The organism is Heliomicrobium modesticaldum Ice1 (assembly GCF_000019165.1).
GTDB lineage: Bacteria > Bacillota > Desulfitobacteriia > Heliobacteriales > Heliobacteriaceae > Heliomicrobium > Heliomicrobium modesticaldum.
The window spans coordinates 1482141-1497443 of record NC_010337.2 but is presented as its reverse complement, the minus strand read 5'-3'; the positions used below and the strand labels follow the sequence as shown (position 1 = coordinate 1497443).

At 60.3% G+C, this 15303-nt stretch carries 16 protein-coding genes; 2 read left to right on the top strand and 14 right to left on the bottom strand.

Going from position 1 to position 15303, the window contains the following annotated elements:
• Nucleotides 1-14 precede the first annotated feature (14 nt).
• Complete coding sequence (locus HM1_RS06785) at nt 15-515, bottom strand: nitroreductase family protein (protein WP_041313492.1); 501 nt, start codon at nt 513-515, stop codon at nt 15-17.
• Between the two features lie 88 nt (nt 516-603).
• Between HM1_RS06785 and HM1_RS06780 the strand changes: the two genes are divergently transcribed.
• Complete coding sequence (locus HM1_RS06780) at nt 604-1020, top strand: secondary thiamine-phosphate synthase enzyme YjbQ (protein ID WP_012282578.1); 417 nt, start codon at nt 604-606, stop codon at nt 1018-1020.
• Between the two features lie 151 nt (nt 1021-1171).
• Here HM1_RS06780 and HM1_RS06775 read toward each other — a convergent pair whose 3' ends face one another.
• The 12 genes from HM1_RS06775 to HM1_RS06720 form a co-directional block, all read right to left on the bottom strand.
• Nucleotides 1172-1759 (bottom strand): DJ-1/PfpI family protein, encoded by a 588-nt coding sequence (locus HM1_RS06775; RefSeq protein ID WP_012282577.1) that lies wholly within the window; start codon nt 1757-1759, stop codon nt 1172-1174.
• Nucleotides 1760-2081: 322 nt separating this feature from the next.
• Nucleotides 2082-2357 (bottom strand): hypothetical protein, encoded by a 276-nt coding sequence (locus tag HM1_RS06770; RefSeq protein ID WP_012282576.1) that lies wholly within the window; start codon nt 2355-2357, stop codon nt 2082-2084.
• A gap of 28 nt (nt 2358-2385) precedes the next feature.
• The gene (hypE, locus tag HM1_RS06765) at nt 2386-3468 is read right to left on the bottom strand and encodes a hydrogenase expression/formation protein HypE (protein WP_012282575.1); all 1083 of its coding nucleotides are present in this window, start codon (nt 3466-3468) and stop codon (nt 2386-2388) included.
• Between the two features lie 144 nt (nt 3469-3612).
• Complete coding sequence (hypD, locus tag HM1_RS06760) at nt 3613-4731, bottom strand: hydrogenase formation protein HypD (protein WP_012282574.1); 1119 nt, start codon at nt 4729-4731, stop codon at nt 3613-3615.
• 96 nt (nt 4732-4827) lie between these two features.
• The gene (locus HM1_RS06755; RefSeq protein ID WP_012282573.1) at nt 4828-5064 is read right to left on the bottom strand and encodes a HypC/HybG/HupF family hydrogenase formation chaperone; all 237 of its coding nucleotides are present in this window, start codon (nt 5062-5064) and stop codon (nt 4828-4830) included.
• Between the two features lie 3 nt (nt 5065-5067).
• Nucleotides 5068-7602, bottom strand: a complete 2535-nt coding sequence (hypF, locus tag HM1_RS06750; RefSeq protein ID WP_012282572.1) for a carbamoyltransferase HypF — start codon at nt 7600-7602, stop codon at nt 5068-5070.
• A gap of 62 nt (nt 7603-7664) precedes the next feature.
• The gene (hypB, locus tag HM1_RS06745; protein WP_012282571.1) at nt 7665-8324 is read right to left on the bottom strand and encodes a hydrogenase nickel incorporation protein HypB; all 660 of its coding nucleotides are present in this window, start codon (nt 8322-8324) and stop codon (nt 7665-7667) included.
• Between the two features lies 1 nt (nt 8325).
• The gene (locus HM1_RS06740; protein ID WP_236995068.1) at nt 8326-8664 is read right to left on the bottom strand and encodes a hydrogenase maturation nickel metallochaperone HypA/HybF; all 339 of its coding nucleotides are present in this window, start codon (nt 8662-8664) and stop codon (nt 8326-8328) included.
• A gap of 33 nt (nt 8665-8697) precedes the next feature.
• Nucleotides 8698-9264, bottom strand: a complete 567-nt coding sequence (locus HM1_RS06735; protein ID WP_012282569.1) for a HyaD/HybD family hydrogenase maturation endopeptidase — start codon at nt 9262-9264, stop codon at nt 8698-8700.
• A 206-nt stretch (nt 9265-9470) separates the two neighbouring features.
• On the bottom strand, nt 9471-10172 hold the full coding sequence (gene cybH / locus HM1_RS06730) for a Ni/Fe-hydrogenase, b-type cytochrome subunit (protein WP_012282568.1): 702 nt from the start codon (nt 10170-10172) through the stop codon (nt 9471-9473).
• A gap of 12 nt (nt 10173-10184) precedes the next feature.
• A complete protein-coding gene (locus HM1_RS06725; protein ID WP_012282567.1) occupies nt 10185-11921 on the bottom strand; it encodes a nickel-dependent hydrogenase large subunit in 1737 nt (578 codons plus the stop codon).
• Between the two features lie 6 nt (nt 11922-11927).
• Entirely contained in the window at nt 11928-13046 is a 1119-nt protein-coding gene (locus HM1_RS06720; RefSeq protein ID WP_012282566.1) for a hydrogenase small subunit, read from the bottom strand.
• Nucleotides 13047-13333: 287 nt separating this feature from the next.
• On the opposite strand from HM1_RS06720, the gene HM1_RS06715 reads away from it, so the two are divergent.
• Nucleotides 13334-13993, top strand: a complete 660-nt coding sequence (locus tag HM1_RS06715) for a hypothetical protein (RefSeq protein ID WP_012282564.1) — start codon at nt 13334-13336, stop codon at nt 13991-13993.
• 110 nt (nt 13994-14103) lie between these two features.
• Here the strand turns inward: HM1_RS06715 and HM1_RS06710 are convergent, their stop codons facing one another.
• Nucleotides 14104-15021: a MerR family transcriptional regulator gene (locus tag HM1_RS06710; protein WP_012282563.1), complete on the bottom strand. Its 918-nt coding sequence runs from the start codon at nt 15019-15021 to the stop codon at nt 14104-14106.
• Between the last annotated feature and the right edge of the window lie 282 nt (nt 15022-15303).

The following is a 15303-nucleotide window of genomic DNA, read 5'->3' as shown; positions in this document are numbered from 1 at the left end:
CGATCACGATGCGGCTACCAGCGATCATAATGGATGCGCGATGGTTCGAAGCGGTTTGCCGGGGCCGGTTTTTCTGCGGCATATCCGACGGGGATTAAGGCAAAGGGGATGACATGATCCGGAATCGCCAAGAGCTTCCGGAACTGCTCCACCCGGTTCGCTTCGGGGTAGACACCCACCCAAACGGCGCCGAGGCCGAGCGCTTCGACAGCGATAAGCAGGTTCTCCGTGGCGGCTGCGCAGTCTTGCACCCAGAAACCCTTGTACTTCTCCATCGTCTCATCGCCGCAAACCAGGATCGCAACCGGCGCCTGCTTGACCATGCCGGCGTAAGGATGGAAGGCAGGGATCTGATCCAGCAGGGCACGCTCACGGATGACGACGAAATGCCACGGTTGCTGGTTCCCTGCCGACGGCGCGCTCATGGCCGCCGCCAGCAGTTCCTTGACCATCTCTTCCGAGACAGGCTGATCGGTGTATTTGCGCACACTTCTCCGAGAAAGAATCGCCTTCATGGGCATATCCCCTTTCCTTGTAACGGATTTATTTTTAGATCAGCCCGTTTCGGTTATGTACGACTTCCCTGCGAAAGGAGGAACAACGGTGCGTCATTACCGCACAGAACTGTGGTTCGAAACGAAACAGCGCCGCCAGTTGATCAACATCACCGGGCAGGTCCAGGAGGTTCTGCGTGAAAGCGGCATCCAGGAAGGCCTGCTGCTCTGCAACGCCATGCACATCACGGCCAGCGTCTTTATCAATGACGATGAGGCGAGCCTGCACAGCGATTTTGAGGAATGGCTGGAAAAACTGGCGCCGGAAAAACCCTATGACCGTTACCGCCACAACGGTTTTGAAGACAACGCCGACGCCCACCTGAAACGGACGATCATGGGGCGTGAGGTCGTCATCGCGGTGACCCAGGGAAAGCTCGATCTGGGAACGTGGGAGCAGATTTTTTATGGCGAATTCGATGGCAAGCGGCGCAAGCGCGTTCTCGTCAAGATCATCGGCGAGTGAATAGAAAGGGTCCCTGGCGAACAAGCCGGGGGGCCCTTTTTGTCAACAACAGCGTATGTAGCCGGCTTCATCGACAGGGCATGCGGGCGCGTTGGGAGCGCGTTGGTCTTTTGCAATGGGGCGCAAACATCGTCTAAGCATCCGCTGGGAATCAGATGCGGATTTCCGCGCCTAGCAGACTCACGAAAGCGCGCAGGAATTCGGGGTGAGCCGGCCAAGCCGGGGCCGTCACGATATGGCCGCTCGTGCAGGCGTTGCTGGCGGTGTCGTTCACAGCAGCCCAGTTTCCCCCGGCGCAGACGATATCGGGCATACAGGCGGGATAGGCGGTGAAGGTGCCTCCGGCAAGCACCCCGGCGGCAACGAGCACCTGCGGTCCGTGGCAAATGGCGCCGATCGGTTTCTTGGCGGCATCGAAAGTCCGGACGATCTCGATCACCCGGGGATTCAACCGGATGTATTCGGGCGCCCGTCCGCCCGGGATGACCAGACCCAGGTACTCCTCTTCCCGGACAGCGTCAAAGTCGGCCGTAAGGGTGAACTGGTGGCCCGGTTTTTCCGAATAGGTCTGATCGCCTTCAAAGTCATGAACCGCCGTCTTCACCTTCTCGCCGGCCTTTTTGCCGGGGCAGACGGCGTCCACCTGGTACCCGAGCATCGTCAGGGCTTGGAAGGGAACCATCACTTCGTAATCTTCCACAAAGTCGCCTACAAGCATGAGGATTTTTTTCGCTTCCACAGGGTCTCCTCCTTTTGCGCCTGTTCCTTTGTGTTCCACCGTTTTGGTCTAACCCAGATTCTCTTTTCGACGGAACAGGCTTTTATCCTCCCTCTTGTTGCAATTGCGGTAACAAGTTTTATGACTTTATTTTTTTATGAGAAGCCATTTTCATCATCGCTTATGCCTCGACGAGTCATGAAAGTGATTGATGATGTATACTCGTCGTTCGTTTAAAACGTCGAGAACCCGATGAAAAACCGGGTTCTCGATACTGACTGCGCATTTCATCGTCAACACACTGTTTTCCAGGTTTTTGGGCGAAGATTTGTTGCGGGCCCAATCACCCGTTAAAGACCGTGGCCGTCGGCGACGGTCTCTGCGCCTCGGCTGCTTCCTGCCGGCTGGCTGCCAGATCCATCGCCCGAGCGGCGGCGTTTTCCGCCGCTTTCAGGGCCGTTGCCATCTGCTCCAGCAGTTCCGCCAGTTCGACCTCCTGCCGGTTTTCTTTCAGGTAAGCAGCCACATCCTTGGCGTCGTGAAAGAGCCGATGGGTGCGACCTTTCATCTGCCGGACGAGCAGTTGCAACTCATTGGAAAAAGACCCTGCCGTGCACATGGGCTCCACCTCCATCCATGATTGGTGATCAGCAGATCCGGGGCAGCGGATCCCCGGCAAGCATGTCGACGATGCGATGGCCTCCGAGAGGCGTTCGCAGGAAGACCCGGCCTCGCCCCGCTCCTTGTCCAGATCCCTGTCCCGTTCTTTGGCCCGCTCCCTGTCCTGGGCCTCGTCCAACCCCCGTTCCCGCCTCAACGCGGCCGATGGCGGCGGCGTTGAGGCCGAGGGGATGCCGGCGCAAGGTGGTCAGGATCTCTTCCACTGCTTCCGGTGCAGCGACGATGAGCACCTTCCCCTCGTTGGCCAGGTAGAGGGGATCGAGTCCGAGCAGTTCCGCAGCGCCCTGCACCTCTTCGCGGACGGGCAGAGCCTGCTCTTCGAGAATGATGTTCAGGCCTGTCGATTGGGCCACTTCATTCAAGGTGGTGGCGACGCCGCCCCGAGTCGGATCGCGCATGAACCGGACGGCCTCGGCAAAGCGTTCCAGGAGCATGTCCGTCAAGCCGTTCATGGGCGCGCAATCGCTCTCCACAGGCGTGTCAAATTCAATACCCGCCCGTTTGGAGAGGATGGCGAGCCCGTGATCGCCTATCGTTCCGTTGACGATGACCGCATCGCCGGGCATGATGCGATGGTAACCCAGGTCCCGCCCGGCGGGAACAACGCCAGCGCCGGTCGTGTTGATGTAGACGCCATCGCCACAGCCCCGCTCGACCACCTTCGTATCGCCGGCGACGACAGCGACGCCCGCTTCGCGCGCCGTCCGGGCCAGCGACGCGACCACCTGTTCCAGGTCAGCGAGGGGAAAACCTTCTTCGAGGATAAAGGCGGCGGTCAGATAGAGGGGACGCGCCCCTGATACGGCCAGGTCGTTGACCGTGCCGGCGACAGCCAGTTTGCCGATGTCGCCGCCGGGAAAAAAGAGCGGCTTCACGACGAAGGTGTCCGTGGTCATCGCCAGCCGCCCCTCAGGCAAGTGGAGCAGGGCGGCGTCGGTCAAGTCCCGCAAGGCGGGGTGGTCAAAGTGGCGCAGGAAGATCTCCTGCACCAGACGGTGGGTTAAGGCGCCGCCGTCGCCATGGGCCAGCAAGATGCATTCCTCCGGCAAGTCCGTCCCTCCTTCGGGATCAATGATCCATCCTTCAGGGCAAAGGCAACCCCGCTCTTTGGGTCTATGTAATCCGTCTTTTGGTCAATTAAGTCCATCTTCGCGAGAATCTAGCTGGCATTTGAACGATGTATCCTTCGGCGGTCATCTTATGAAGCGCTCATAGCGGTAGTAGGTGGCGCAGGTCCCTTCGTGAGAAACCATACAGGGACCGACGGGCCGGGCGGGCTCACATCGGCTGGCGAAGAGCGGGCAGTCAAAAGGCGTCTTTTTGCCTTTGAGGATCTCCCCGCAAAGGCAGCCCTTCGGCGGCGCAGCCGGCCTGTTTTCGAGGGGAAAGCGGACTTCGGCGTCCCATGGCGCCAATTCCGGCTTTAGTTTTAAAGCGCTCGCCGGCACAATGCCGAGCCCACGCCAATGGCCCTCCTGCAGGTCAAAGCAACGAGCCAGGGCATCAAGCGCCGACAGGTTGCCCTCTTCCCGGACCGCTCGCCCGTAAGCGTTGATGACAGCGCAGCGCTCCTCTAAAAGCGATGAGGCCAGGGCATCGACGGCGCTCAGCAGTTCCAGCAGCTCGAAACCGGCCACCACCCCCGGCAAAGCGAGATCGCGAGAGAGAAAGTCCCAATAGCCCCTACCGGTGATCAGGCTCACATGGCCGGGGAGCAGGATGCCGTCCACCTGAAGGTCCCGATCCGGCAACAGCGCCATCATGGCCGGCGGGGTGATCTTATGCAGCGAGTAGAGAAAAAAATTATCCCTTCCTTCCTGCACCGCCTGTTCGACTGTGACCGCCGCCGTTGGGGCCGTCGTTTCAAAGCCGACGCCGACGAAGATGACGGCTCTATCCGCGTTCTCCCGGGCGATTGCCAAGGCGTCCAGGGATGAGAAGACAACCCGCACATCGGCGCCGCGTGCCTTTTCCTCTAGCAGGGTCGTCCGACTGCCGGGCACCTTCATCATGTCACCGAAGGTGGCGATGATAGCCCCAGACATCCCGGCAAGAGCGATGACCCGGTCGATGTCGACGTAGTCGCTGACACAGACGGGACAGCCAGGTCCGCTCATCAGATGGACATGGGGCTTCAGCAACTCCCGGATGCCGGTCCGCGAGATGGCGGCCGTATGGGTGCCGCAGAACTCCATCACGTTGACCCGCCGTCCCAACCGGTCAGTCAACCGGTCCAATCGCTCCCGCACCTGCTCCGCCATCTGTCGTCCCAACTCAGGATCGCGGAACCGCTTCAGGATCTCCTTGTGCAAAAAATATCCCCCCCAGCGCCCCTTGCTTTAGACCCGCTACGCCCCTGCGCCCGCTCCGGCAAGCGGTGTACTTGACGCGGGCACTGCGCTCCTGTTTCAGGCCCCGCCTTTGGCAGCCGCTAGGATCTCCTCCCAGGCCTTCAGGCTGTCAAGGGCAGCCTCCTCATCAAGGATCTGCACAGCAAAGCCGGCGTGAACGAGCACATAATCGCCCACCTTCGCTTCGGGAACAAGGGTGAGCCCAACGGTTCTTTTATTGCCGAAGGATTCCACCTCGGCGAGAAAACCGCCTTCCTGAATGGCGGTGATGCGCGACGGCGCAGCCAGGCACATCGGTCATTCCCCTCTCCACAAACTGATGGCACCCTGCCCCAGGGCGAGTCCGCCGTCGTTGGCGGGCACATGGCGAGGAACAAGCACGAAGAATCCTCTCCGGACCAACAGACGGCGGGTCAATGTAAACAGGTAGGGATTCTGAAAGACGCCGCCGCCGAGGGCGACGCGTTGAATGCCGCTTTCCTCCCGCAGGACCGACGCCGCCGCTTCCGCCATGCGGGCAATCGTGTTGTGAAAACGACTGGCCATCACCTCGACAGGCACGCCTGCCTCCCGGTCGTGCAAGAGGGCTGATAAGAGCGGCCCAAAATCGATCTCACCGGTTTCGCGACTGCTTTCTCCAGCGGTTACGCAGCCGGTTCCGCAGCCGGTTCCGCAACCGATTCCTCCGCTGCCTTCCTCTTTCTTCATCCACGCCATGGGGTACTCCCCATCCGCCAATGCTGCCTCTACAAGCCGTTCTGCCCTATCTGGCTGAGCAACAATCGCCTCTTCTTGATCCATGAGACCATCCGTCACAGGCAAGGGTTCCTCGCCACAGCCGGTCAGCCCCAGCCGCAATCGGACCCGCTCACCCAGTTCAATCGCCGCCTGTCCGTCATAGCTGTTTTCCCAGCAGAGGCCGAGCAAGGCAGCCACAGCGTCAAAAAGCCGTCCGGCGCTGGAGACGAGGGTCGTGTTCAGCCTCTTTTCAGCCATCCGGCGGGCCTTTTCGACCATGGCGGCTCGATCCGGAAAAAGGGCTTTCGCCTGTGACCACCCGGCTTCGCCGAAGGCCTCGCCCAGGAAGGCGGCAGCCGTCAGCCAGGGCCGGCGGATAGCCGCTTCCCCGCCGGGCAAGGGAACGGGCCGCAGCCAAAAATGGCGGCGGTAGTCGCGCAGGTCGCCGGTAAGGATCTCAAACCCCCGGATCATGCCGTCCTCCCCGAATCCGGTGCCATCGAGGATGACGCCGATGGCCGGCCCCGTCTCGCCGTTATCGGCGAGCACAGCGGCCAGGTGGGCGTGGTGGTGCTGGATGTCGTCGATGGGTAGGGCCGATATCTCCGACCGGCCGGTTGGCGCGCCATCGCCGAAGGCGATCTCCTCCGCCAGAGCTGTCATGCGGTACTGGGGATGACAGTCCCTGGCCACCCGTTGGGGCGACAAGTCGAGCAGCCGCTCCAGGTTTCGCAGGCTTTCTAGGTAGTTGTCACGGCCCTCGCAGGTGTCCACATCGCCGATATGCTGGCTGAGATAGGCGGCGCCGCGGCCAAAGAGGGCGAAGGCGTTTTTCATCTCCGCCCCGACAGCCAGGAGGGTTCGGTCCTTTTTGCCCTCCGGCCAGGGAATGGGGATCCCCTCCGGGACATAGCCGCGTGAACGGCGGTAAAACTGAAGGGTATCGTCAATGACGCGAACTACGGAATCATCGGCGCGGCTGACGATCTCGCGGTCATGAAAGACAAAGGCGTCGGCGATGCCGCTCAACTGGGTGAGCGCCAGCCTATTGTCCCGGACGAGAGGCAGCCCGCCGGGGTTTCCCGAGGTCATCACGAGCAGGTCGAGGGATTCATCGAAAAGCAGGTGGTGCAGTGGCGTATAGGGCAGCATGGCACCCAAGGTGTGTGTGCCCGGTGCCAGGTTGCTCGGCAGCGCAGCGTCCTCCCGCCGTTCGAGGACAACGATAGGCGCTTCCGGTCCCGAGAGCGCCGCCGCCTCCCGATCGCTGATCCGGCAGATCCGACGGAGGGTCGTCAGGTCTCGTCCCATCACCGCCAAGGCTTTCGCCGGCCGCCGCTTGCGACGGCGTAACTCGGCGATGGCAGTGGCGTTTCGCCCGTCGCAGACGAGGTGAAAACCGCCCAGCCCTTTGAGGGCGACGATGTTTCCCTGCCTGATCGAATCGCGAAAGAGCCGGACCCAGTCGCCGATCACCTCCTGCCCGTCACTACCGGCAAACCAGACGCGAGGGCCGCAAAGGGGGCAGGCCGTCGGCTGTGCATGGAAGCGGCGGTCCAGGGGATCGTCGTAGTCGCGGCGGCAGGCCGGGCACATGGGGAAAGCGGCCATGCTCGTCTGGGCGCGGTCGTAGGGAACCTGGCGGATGATGGTGAAGCGCGGGCCGCAGTTGGTACAGTTGGTAAAAGGGTAGCCGTAATGGCGATCGGCCGGATCGTCCATCTCGCGACGGCATTCCGGGCAAAGGGCGACGTCCGGGGGAACGCGGGCGTGGGCCACATCGGCGGTCCTGTCCGGGGCATCGCTCACGGCGATGGAAAAAAGGCGAAGACCCTCGACAGGCGCCTCCCGGACCTGGATACGGTCGATGCGGCTCAAGGGGGGCGCTTCTGCCTTCAGCGCCTGCAAAAAAGCCTCTATCGACCCAAGCGCGCCTTCCAACCGGACCTCGACGCCCTTTGCCCCGTTCTGCACCCAGCCGGCCAAACCGAGCCTCGTCGCCAACCGGTAGACGAAAGGCCGGAAACCGACGCCCTGGACAGTACCGGTGATCAGGACCATCCGGGCCTGATTCGCGTTCTCGCCTTTTGACACAGCATGACCCGCCCTGTGGCAGCTTGCGGCAGACCGTTTTACCTCAGCGCTCTTCCCACCCGTCATCGCCGGCGATGCCCTTCCACTTGAGCCAGCAACCACGCGATCCAACGCTCCATCCCTTCCCCCGTGCGGGCCGACAGATCAAAACGAGGCAGACCGGGGTGGATCCGCCCCAGATCGTCAGCCAGTTCGTCAAGGTGAAAATCGGTGAACGGCAACAGGTCGATCTTATTGAGGAGCAGGGCGTCGGCTTCCCGGAACATGAGCGGATACTTGAGCACCTTGTCGTTGCCTTCCGTCGTGGACAGGACGACGACCTTCATGGACTCTCCCAGATCAAACTCGGCGGGGCAGACGAGATTGCCCACGTTCTCGACGATCAACAGGTCGAGGCTGTCCAGATCAAAGGCGGGCAGCACGTCGCGCACCATAGCGGCGTCGAGGTGGCAGGCGCCGTGAGTGTTGATCTGCACGACAGAGATGCCGAGACGAGCGATCCGTTCGGCGTCCTTCGTCGTCGCCACATCGCCTTCGATGACGGCGAGGCGCAGGCGGTCTTTCAGGGCGGTCAGCGTCTTTTCCAGCAGCGTCGTCTTGCCGGCGCCGGGCGAGCTCATCAGGTTGAGCAAGAAAATCCCCTTCTCCTCCATCAACCGGCGGATCTCGCCGGCGATGACCCCATTGGCGCCGAGCAGGTTTTGGCCCAACTTGATCTGCATATCAGTCACCCTCAAAGTAGTCGATTTGCAGCTCCCGGCCCTGGATAATATCTACGGCGAAGCCGCCGCAACCGGGGCAGAGAAAGCCGAGGTTTCCCTCTACAGCGAAGTCGGCACCGCAATCGCGGCAGCGGCACCGCGTCTTTCGCTCCTCGATTTCCAACTCGGCACCAGGCGCAAAGAGGGGTTGTTCCCGCAGGACGGAAAAGGCAAACCGGAGCGCATCGGGCAATGCGTGGGTCAAGGCGCCGACAGTGAGCTTGACCTTTTTGATCTGGGTGATGTTGTGCCGTGGCGCCTCGCTGGCCAGCACCCTAACGAGACTTTCCATCAGGGCCATCTCATGCACGCCCTTTCCCCTCCTCCCCTCTGTTCATCCCTTCGGCATCGCCGAAACGCCCCAGCGTCCCAACAGTTCTAAGACCGCCCCGGTCACGGCGGGCAATGCAGCCGCCACCGTCGGTGAGAGCTCTGTGCCCCATTCGAGGCTTTCCGGCTGGACGCCGATGAGCACCATCTCCTCAGGCAGGGTTCCCCGCAGGCTCGCCAAGGCCAACACCTCTTGAAACCCCATCTGGTGCTGAGACATCTTCACCCCCAGATAGCGGGGCAGTTCCTCCCCTTCGAGGCGGACAAGACTCCCCGGCGCTTGCCCGGCCTTTACGGCGTCGATGCAGAGGAAGTGGCTCGCCTCTTCCAGGTATTCAAGCAGGATGAGGCCGAGCGTTCCCCCATCGATCAACGCCACCTCTGGGGAAAAAACGTAACCAGCTTCAATCTGTCGAATAGCGTGGACACCTAGGCCCTCGTCGGTGAACAGCAGGTTGCCAAGGCCCATGACGATGATCTTTTTTTTCCCGTTTCTCGTAGCTTCCTCGATCTGCGCAGTTTCCTTATCTTGAATGTTTTTGATGATTTCCTTTTTTTGCTTATTTTCCATTGTGACCCTTTCTGTCCAGAAGAACGGCGGGGCAACCTGAACGCCCCATGGCGCAGGTCACCCCAACCGTCCTGATAACGTTATGACACGATTGTAGCATCACGGGAATGGTATTGCCTACCCGAAACATTACCGGTTCGGCTTTTCGGCGGCTCTGCCCCTTTGCGCGGGCGTACAAAAGCGACATTGCTGCCCTTGTTCCCGTTCTAGGCCCTGCCGTTTTCCCGGCAGTCGAACTTATAGCCGCTGACCATGGAAGAGAGGGTGCCGTTGCGGGCAAACATATCGTGGCGGATAGACAGGTAGAGGTGGACGATGACGAAGGCCACGATCCCCCAGGCCATCAGCCGGTGCAGCATGTGCACGGTGAAGCTCTGCCCAAGAAGGGTGAAGACCCAGCCAAAGGCGCTGCCGACCATGCCATTTGGATGAAGCTCGCCGTACATGGCCAGTCCGGTGACCGACATGAAGATGGAGCCGACCATGATGAAGCCGAAGTAGGCCAGGTTGGCGACCGGGTTGTGGCCCAGGTGCTCCTGGTGGTGGTGCTTGAGGAAGAGGTAGTGAAGGAGCACGTCAAAAAACTCTTGCCAGAACTCCTTCTGCCAAGGCCAGTGATGGCTGCGAGCATACTCGTTGCCCACGAAGGCCCAGTAGAGACGGAAGTGATAGATAGCGATAAAGACGTAGCCGGCGGCGATGTGCCACATGAAGGCCTTGCCCATCCAAAAGACGGTCGTCGCCTCGCCGTTGACAACTGTCGGCTTGAAGACAGGGTTGCCGATGTAAAGGCCTGTCGCCATGAGGACGACGATGCAGAGGGCATTCACCCAGTGGTAAAACCGGACCGGCAGTTCCCAGACATAGACCGTCTGCAGGCAGCGCAGGCCGGTTTTCATATCTTGCATGGCCCTACCTCCTTACCGCAAGACATCGATGGTGGTGATCTCCCGGTTCTCCCTGTCCGTAAGGTGGGCGGCGCAGGCCAGACAGGGGTCGAAGGAGTGGATCGTCCGCAACAGTTCCACCGGCTCCTCCGGTTTGACCAGGGGAGTGCCGATGAGGGCCGCCTCGATGGCGCCGGGCTGGTTCTTATGGTCCTTCGGGGAACCGTTCCAGGTCGTCGGGACGACACACTGGTAGTTGGCGATCTTGCCGTTCTGGATGTGGATCCAGTGGCCGAGGGCGCCGCGGGGCGCTTCGGCGATGCCGACGCCCTTGCAGTCCTTGTCCCAGGTCGAAGGCTCCCAGCGCTCCTTGTTGAAGGTGGTCTGGTCGCCGCTCTTGATGTTGGCGAGCAGTTCATTGTAGAACTGCTTCAGCCAGGCGGCGCAAAGCTTCGTCTCGATACCGCGGGCCGCCGTCCGGCCGAGGGTCGAGAAGAGGGCTTCCGGACCGACGCCGAGGCCGCCGAGAACCTTGTCAACTTCGCTCTTGACGAGGTCGTGGGCCTTGCAGTCCTTCTTGGCATAGGCGACGAGCATGCGGGCCAGGGGGCCCACTTCGACGGACTTTTCGCGCCAGCGGGGCGATTTGAGCCAGGAGTAGGCCTGGTTGAAGGCGCCTGACTCGTCGAGGGTCTTATAAGGCGGCTTGGGACCGGTATAGTGGATGTTCGTCTCGCCGGCCCAGGGATGCAGGCCGCTTTTGGAATTTTTATACCAGGAGTGGTCCGTATATTCGAGGATCTGCTCGGGGTCGCGGGGATCCACGTCGAGGACCTCGCCCAGGTTTTTGTTGAGGATGACGCCGCGCGGAAAGAGGAAGCCCAACGGGTCGTTGATATGGGTGGTGGGCAGATCACCGTAGCAGAGGAAGTTGCCCACGCCGCCGCCATAGGCCGCCGTGTCCTTGTAGAAGGAGGCGATGGCCAGCAGGTCGGGGATGTAGACCTGCTCGACAAACTCCATGGCCTCGTCGATGAGCCGGCCGATCATGTTGAAGCGCTCGATGTTGAGGGCGTTGTCGCTGTTGATGTCGATGGCCGAGGCCATGCCGCCGACGACATAGTTCGGGTGGGGGTTCTTGCCGCCGAAGATGGTGTGGATCTTGACGATCTCCTTCTGCCAGGAGAGCGCCTCCAGGTAGTGGGCCACCGCCATCAGGTTGGCTTCCGGCGGCAGCTTGTAGGCCGGATGGCCCCAGTAGGCGTTGGCGAAGATGCCCAGTTGACCGCTGTCGACGAAGGTCTTCAGCTTCGTCTGAACATCCTTGAAGTAACCGGCGGTGGACTTGGGCCAGCGAGAGATGCTCTGGGCCAGTTGGGCCGTGGCGGCCGGGTCGGCCTTCAGCGCGTTCGGGATGTCGACCCAGTCAGGGGCGTGCAGATGGTAGAAGTGGACCACATGGTCATGGACATAGAGGGTCGTGAACATGATGTTGCGGATCAGTTCGGCGTTTTTGGGGATGCGGATCTTGAGGGCGTCTTCCACGGATCGCACCGAGGCCAGGGCATGAATGGTGGTGCAGACGCCACAGATGCGCTGGACGAGCGCCCAGGCGTCGCGAGGGTCGCGGTCGCGGAGGATGATCTCGAGACCGCGGATCATGGTGCCGGCGCTGACGGCGTCGACGATCTTGCCGCCTTCCACCATCGCTTCCACGCGCAGGTGGCCTTCAATCCTTGTGACAGGGTCGACGACGATGCGTTCTGCCATGTATGTTCAACCTCCCAGAGAATCTTTGTTGCAGCCGCCTTTGGCTTCCCTCTTCTCTTCCGCCCGCTTGGTGACGGCTGAGAAGCCGGCGTGCACGGCGGCGCCGACAGCGGCGGCCCCGACGGCGGCGATGCCGAACTGGTCGACGTTCATGCCGATCTGCAGGCCCGGCACCTCGGCCAGGTGGGTGTAGAAGGACTGGCCGCCTGTGTTGTCCCAGAAGCCTTTTTCCGAACAGCCGATGCAAGGGTGGCCGGACTTGATGTCATAGCTGACGCCGCCGTTCCACTCCATGTTGGCGCAGGAGTTGTAGGTGTTCGGCCCTTTGCAGCCGACTTTGTAGAGACACCAGCCCTGCTTGGCCCCCTCGTCGTCAAAGGATTCCACAAACATCCCCGCATCGAAATAAGCACGGCGGTTACACTTGTCATGGATGCGGTGACCGTAGAAGGCTTTCGGCCGGCCTTCGCGGTCCAGTTCCGGCAGGCGGTCGAAGGTGATCAGATGGGTGATCACGCCGGCCATCACCTCGGCGATGGGCGGGCAGCCGGGCACGTTGATGATGGGCTTGTCTTTGATGATCTCCTGGACCGGCACGGAACCGGAGGGATTCGGATTGGCGGCAGCGATGCAACCGTTGACGGCGCAGGAGCCCCAGGCGATGATCGCCTTGGCGTTTTTGGCTTCCTCTTTGAGGATCTCGACAGAACTCCGGCCGGCCAGGACGCAGTAGATGCCACCGTCCTTCGTCGACACGGCCCCTTCCACAGCCAGGATGTAGTTGCCTTTGTTCTCCTCCATGCTCTTGCGGGCGGCCTCTTCGGCCCGCTCGCCAGCAGCGACCATCAAGGTTTCATCGTAGTCGAGGGAGATCATGTTGAGCAGGATATCGGCAGCGATGGGGTGGTGAGAGCGGATGAAGGATTCGGTGCAGCAGGTGCATTCCACCAAGTGACGCCAGATGACAGGGATCCGTTTTTTCGTTTCTAAGGCTTCGGCAATCTTCGGGACCGATCCGGCGCTCAAACCGAGGGAGGCGGCCATGACGGTACAGAACTTGAGGAAATCGCGCCGGCTGACGCCGCGGCGCTTTAAGTACTGATAATAGGTTTCCTCTTTTGCCATTTACTTTCACCCCTGATTTTTCAATTTTTCTGAAAAAGCCGAAAACGAACAGAAAAACAGCTTCTCTGTTCGCCTTTCACAAAGGAGTCCGCTTACCCTACATCGTTTTCTCCTATCATACTCGAAGCTTTTTCAGGGTGGCAAGTGGCGTGACGCCATTAAGAAAATAAATATATTCACTTCTCATAATATTTGCAAACAATCCAGTTACCGTCCTTGATCCGATCGGCATAAATGAAAGCAATACGGAATATATACCATTTAAATGGAAAAAGGAGGAGATTGGTATGAGGCTTCTTCATCAGGGAATGCCGCTCTTATTCCTTGCTTTTCTCTCCCTCGCCTTGTCTCCTGTTGCCGAAAGCGCTGTACCGGATTGGCTCGTTCCTGTTGCCTTCGCTTCTTTGCGCACAGAAACCCCGGAAAGAGCTCTCGATGGGACCTTCACCGATTGGAGCGATGAGCAGTTGACCAACTTCGCCCTGGAAGCAGACAAGCGCATGGCCATCGCCCTCTTTGCACAAAACCCGGAATGGTTGCACCGTCACGGCCTTACCCCCGTTCCCATTCTCTCGCAGGAGAACTTGTCCCGCCTGTTGGACCCCTACTGGACGGAGGAGACGATTGGCACTGTCTGGGAGGAAGGCGCTCGCGCCATGCCTGAACTCCCTTGGGGATTCTACACGGAAGGCCCCTATTTTCTTTTCCTGGCGAAGACGCTTCAAGTCTTTCATCCATCTCCTGACATCGCGATTGTTTCCGGTATGGTGTCGGCAGAGCTACCGGAAATCGCTCCCGCCGCTTCGGAAGCCGCTGTCAAGGTTCATGCCGGCGGCGACTCGAGCGCTCTTTCCGGCATCCCCTTGGCGGCAGGCGCCGATCTGGTGGAGGTTCAGGTCTGTGTGGAGCGAACACCCGCAGGCTGGCGAGCCCGGTGGAACCCCTGACAGGCGGAGGCCGAAACCGGAAGGGCCAATGCCCAAAGGCGCACCAAATCGAAAAGCACCGCAGATGCGGTGCTTTTCTTCATATGACGGCATGCCCTTTTCCAATCGGGTCAATCGAGGGTGCGCAGCCAGTTGTCCCAAGACTCGATGGTACCGGCGATATAGGATCCCTTCAGATGTTCCTGCGCTTCCACGTCATAATCGACGCCGCGCCCGCCGATGCAGACGCGCATGGGGAAACCGCCCCGCTTGGTCATTTCCATCAGTTGTTCATGGATCAGGAGCACTTCAGGCACCAGCAGACGGGACCCGACCGAGAGGGCCACGATGCGCGGGCGCAGCTCACCTACCACTTCGTAGAGATCTTCTGTAGGCAGATCCTGGCCGAGGTAAATGACGCGGAAACCGCGGCGGCGCAGGAAGATGGAGAAGATCAGCAGGCCCAGGTCATGGTGTTCACCGGAGACGCAAGCCGCCAGGACAAGGGGCAGGTCGCGGTTAGCCGGCAAGGCGCAGAGCATGGCAGCCAGGCGGGCGCGAAAGAAGTTGGAGGCGAAGTGTTCATGAGCGACAGTCAGTTCACGGCGCGCCCAGCGCTCGCCCAGTTCCTGCAGGATGGGCAGGATCAGCTCGACGGCGACGCGCTCCATGCTGAAAAGGCTCAAGGCCTCCTCCATGGCGGCGCTCGCCTTCTGCTCGTCATAGTCATCCAGGGCCAGGACGATGCGACGGTGCAGTTCGCCGAGGGCGTCTTTCCCGGTGTCGACGAGGGGGCTGATGGGGCGCAAGACATCCTTCTGGTGCAGCATCTTGACGGCCTGTCCGATGGTCACGCCGTTTTTGACCTGCTGGGCCAGCCACTGGATGGTCTGCACGTCTTCTTGGGAGTACACCCGGTATCCCGCCTTGTTGCGATCCGGCTGGATGACCTGATACCGGTGTTCCCACACGCGAAGGGTCCCGGCGGCAACGCCGGTCATCTTCTCTACCGCTTTGATGTTGTAAAAGCCGTGATCCTTTGTACTCATGGCGGGCACTCCTTTACGAGACATCGTTGTCTCTTTAGTTCGCTCGAACAGCTCGCTTGTGAAGGTTATTTCAAAACATTTATATTGAAAAAGGTTGGTATCTGCCTTGATCATACTATGATTTTCTTTTTGCATCAAGCAATAATGGAATATGGAAATAGTTTGACTTCAGCGACACTTTTTTCTAGCCCGACCAAGGACCCGCATATCGACGAGCGCCTCTGCGAAAAATGTATCGGCGCCTTTCGGCAAATCGATACATCTCTTATAATAAAAATGGTG

Coding starts and splice junctions, on each gene's coding strand:
- HM1_RS06785 (WP_041313492.1), bottom strand. CDS start 515: ATGAAGGCGATTCTTTCTCGGAGAAGTGTGCGCAAATACACCGATCAG.
- HM1_RS06770 (WP_012282576.1), bottom strand. CDS start 2,357: ATGTGCACGGCAGGGTCTTTTTCCAATGAGTTGCAACTGCTCGTCCGG.
- HM1_RS06755 (WP_012282573.1), bottom strand. CDS start 5,064: ATGTGCCTGGCTGCGCCGTCGCGCATCACCGCCATTCAGGAAGGCGGT.
- hypB (WP_012282571.1), bottom strand. CDS start 8,324: ATGCAGATCAAGTTGGGCCAAAACCTGCTCGGCGCCAATGGGGTCATC.
- HM1_RS06740 (WP_236995068.1), bottom strand. CDS start 8,664: ATGGCCCTGATGGAAAGTCTCGTTAGGGTGCTGGCCAGCGAGGCGCCA.
- HM1_RS06735 (WP_012282569.1), bottom strand. CDS start 9,264: ATGGAAAATAAGCAAAAAAAGGAAATCATCAAAAACATTCAAGATAAG.
- cybH (WP_012282568.1), bottom strand. CDS start 10,172: ATGCAAGATATGAAAACCGGCCTGCGCTGCCTGCAGACGGTCTATGTC.
- HM1_RS06725 (WP_012282567.1), bottom strand. CDS start 11,921: ATGGCAGAACGCATCGTCGTCGACCCTGTCACAAGGATTGAAGGCCAC.
- HM1_RS06720 (WP_012282566.1), bottom strand. CDS start 13,046: ATGGCAAAAGAGGAAACCTATTATCAGTACTTAAAGCGCCGCGGCGTC.
- HM1_RS06715 (WP_012282564.1), top strand. CDS start 13,334: ATGAGGCTTCTTCATCAGGGAATGCCGCTCTTATTCCTTGCTTTTCTC.
- HM1_RS06710 (WP_012282563.1), bottom strand. CDS start 15,021: ATGAGTACAAAGGATCACGGCTTTTACAACATCAAAGCGGTAGAGAAG.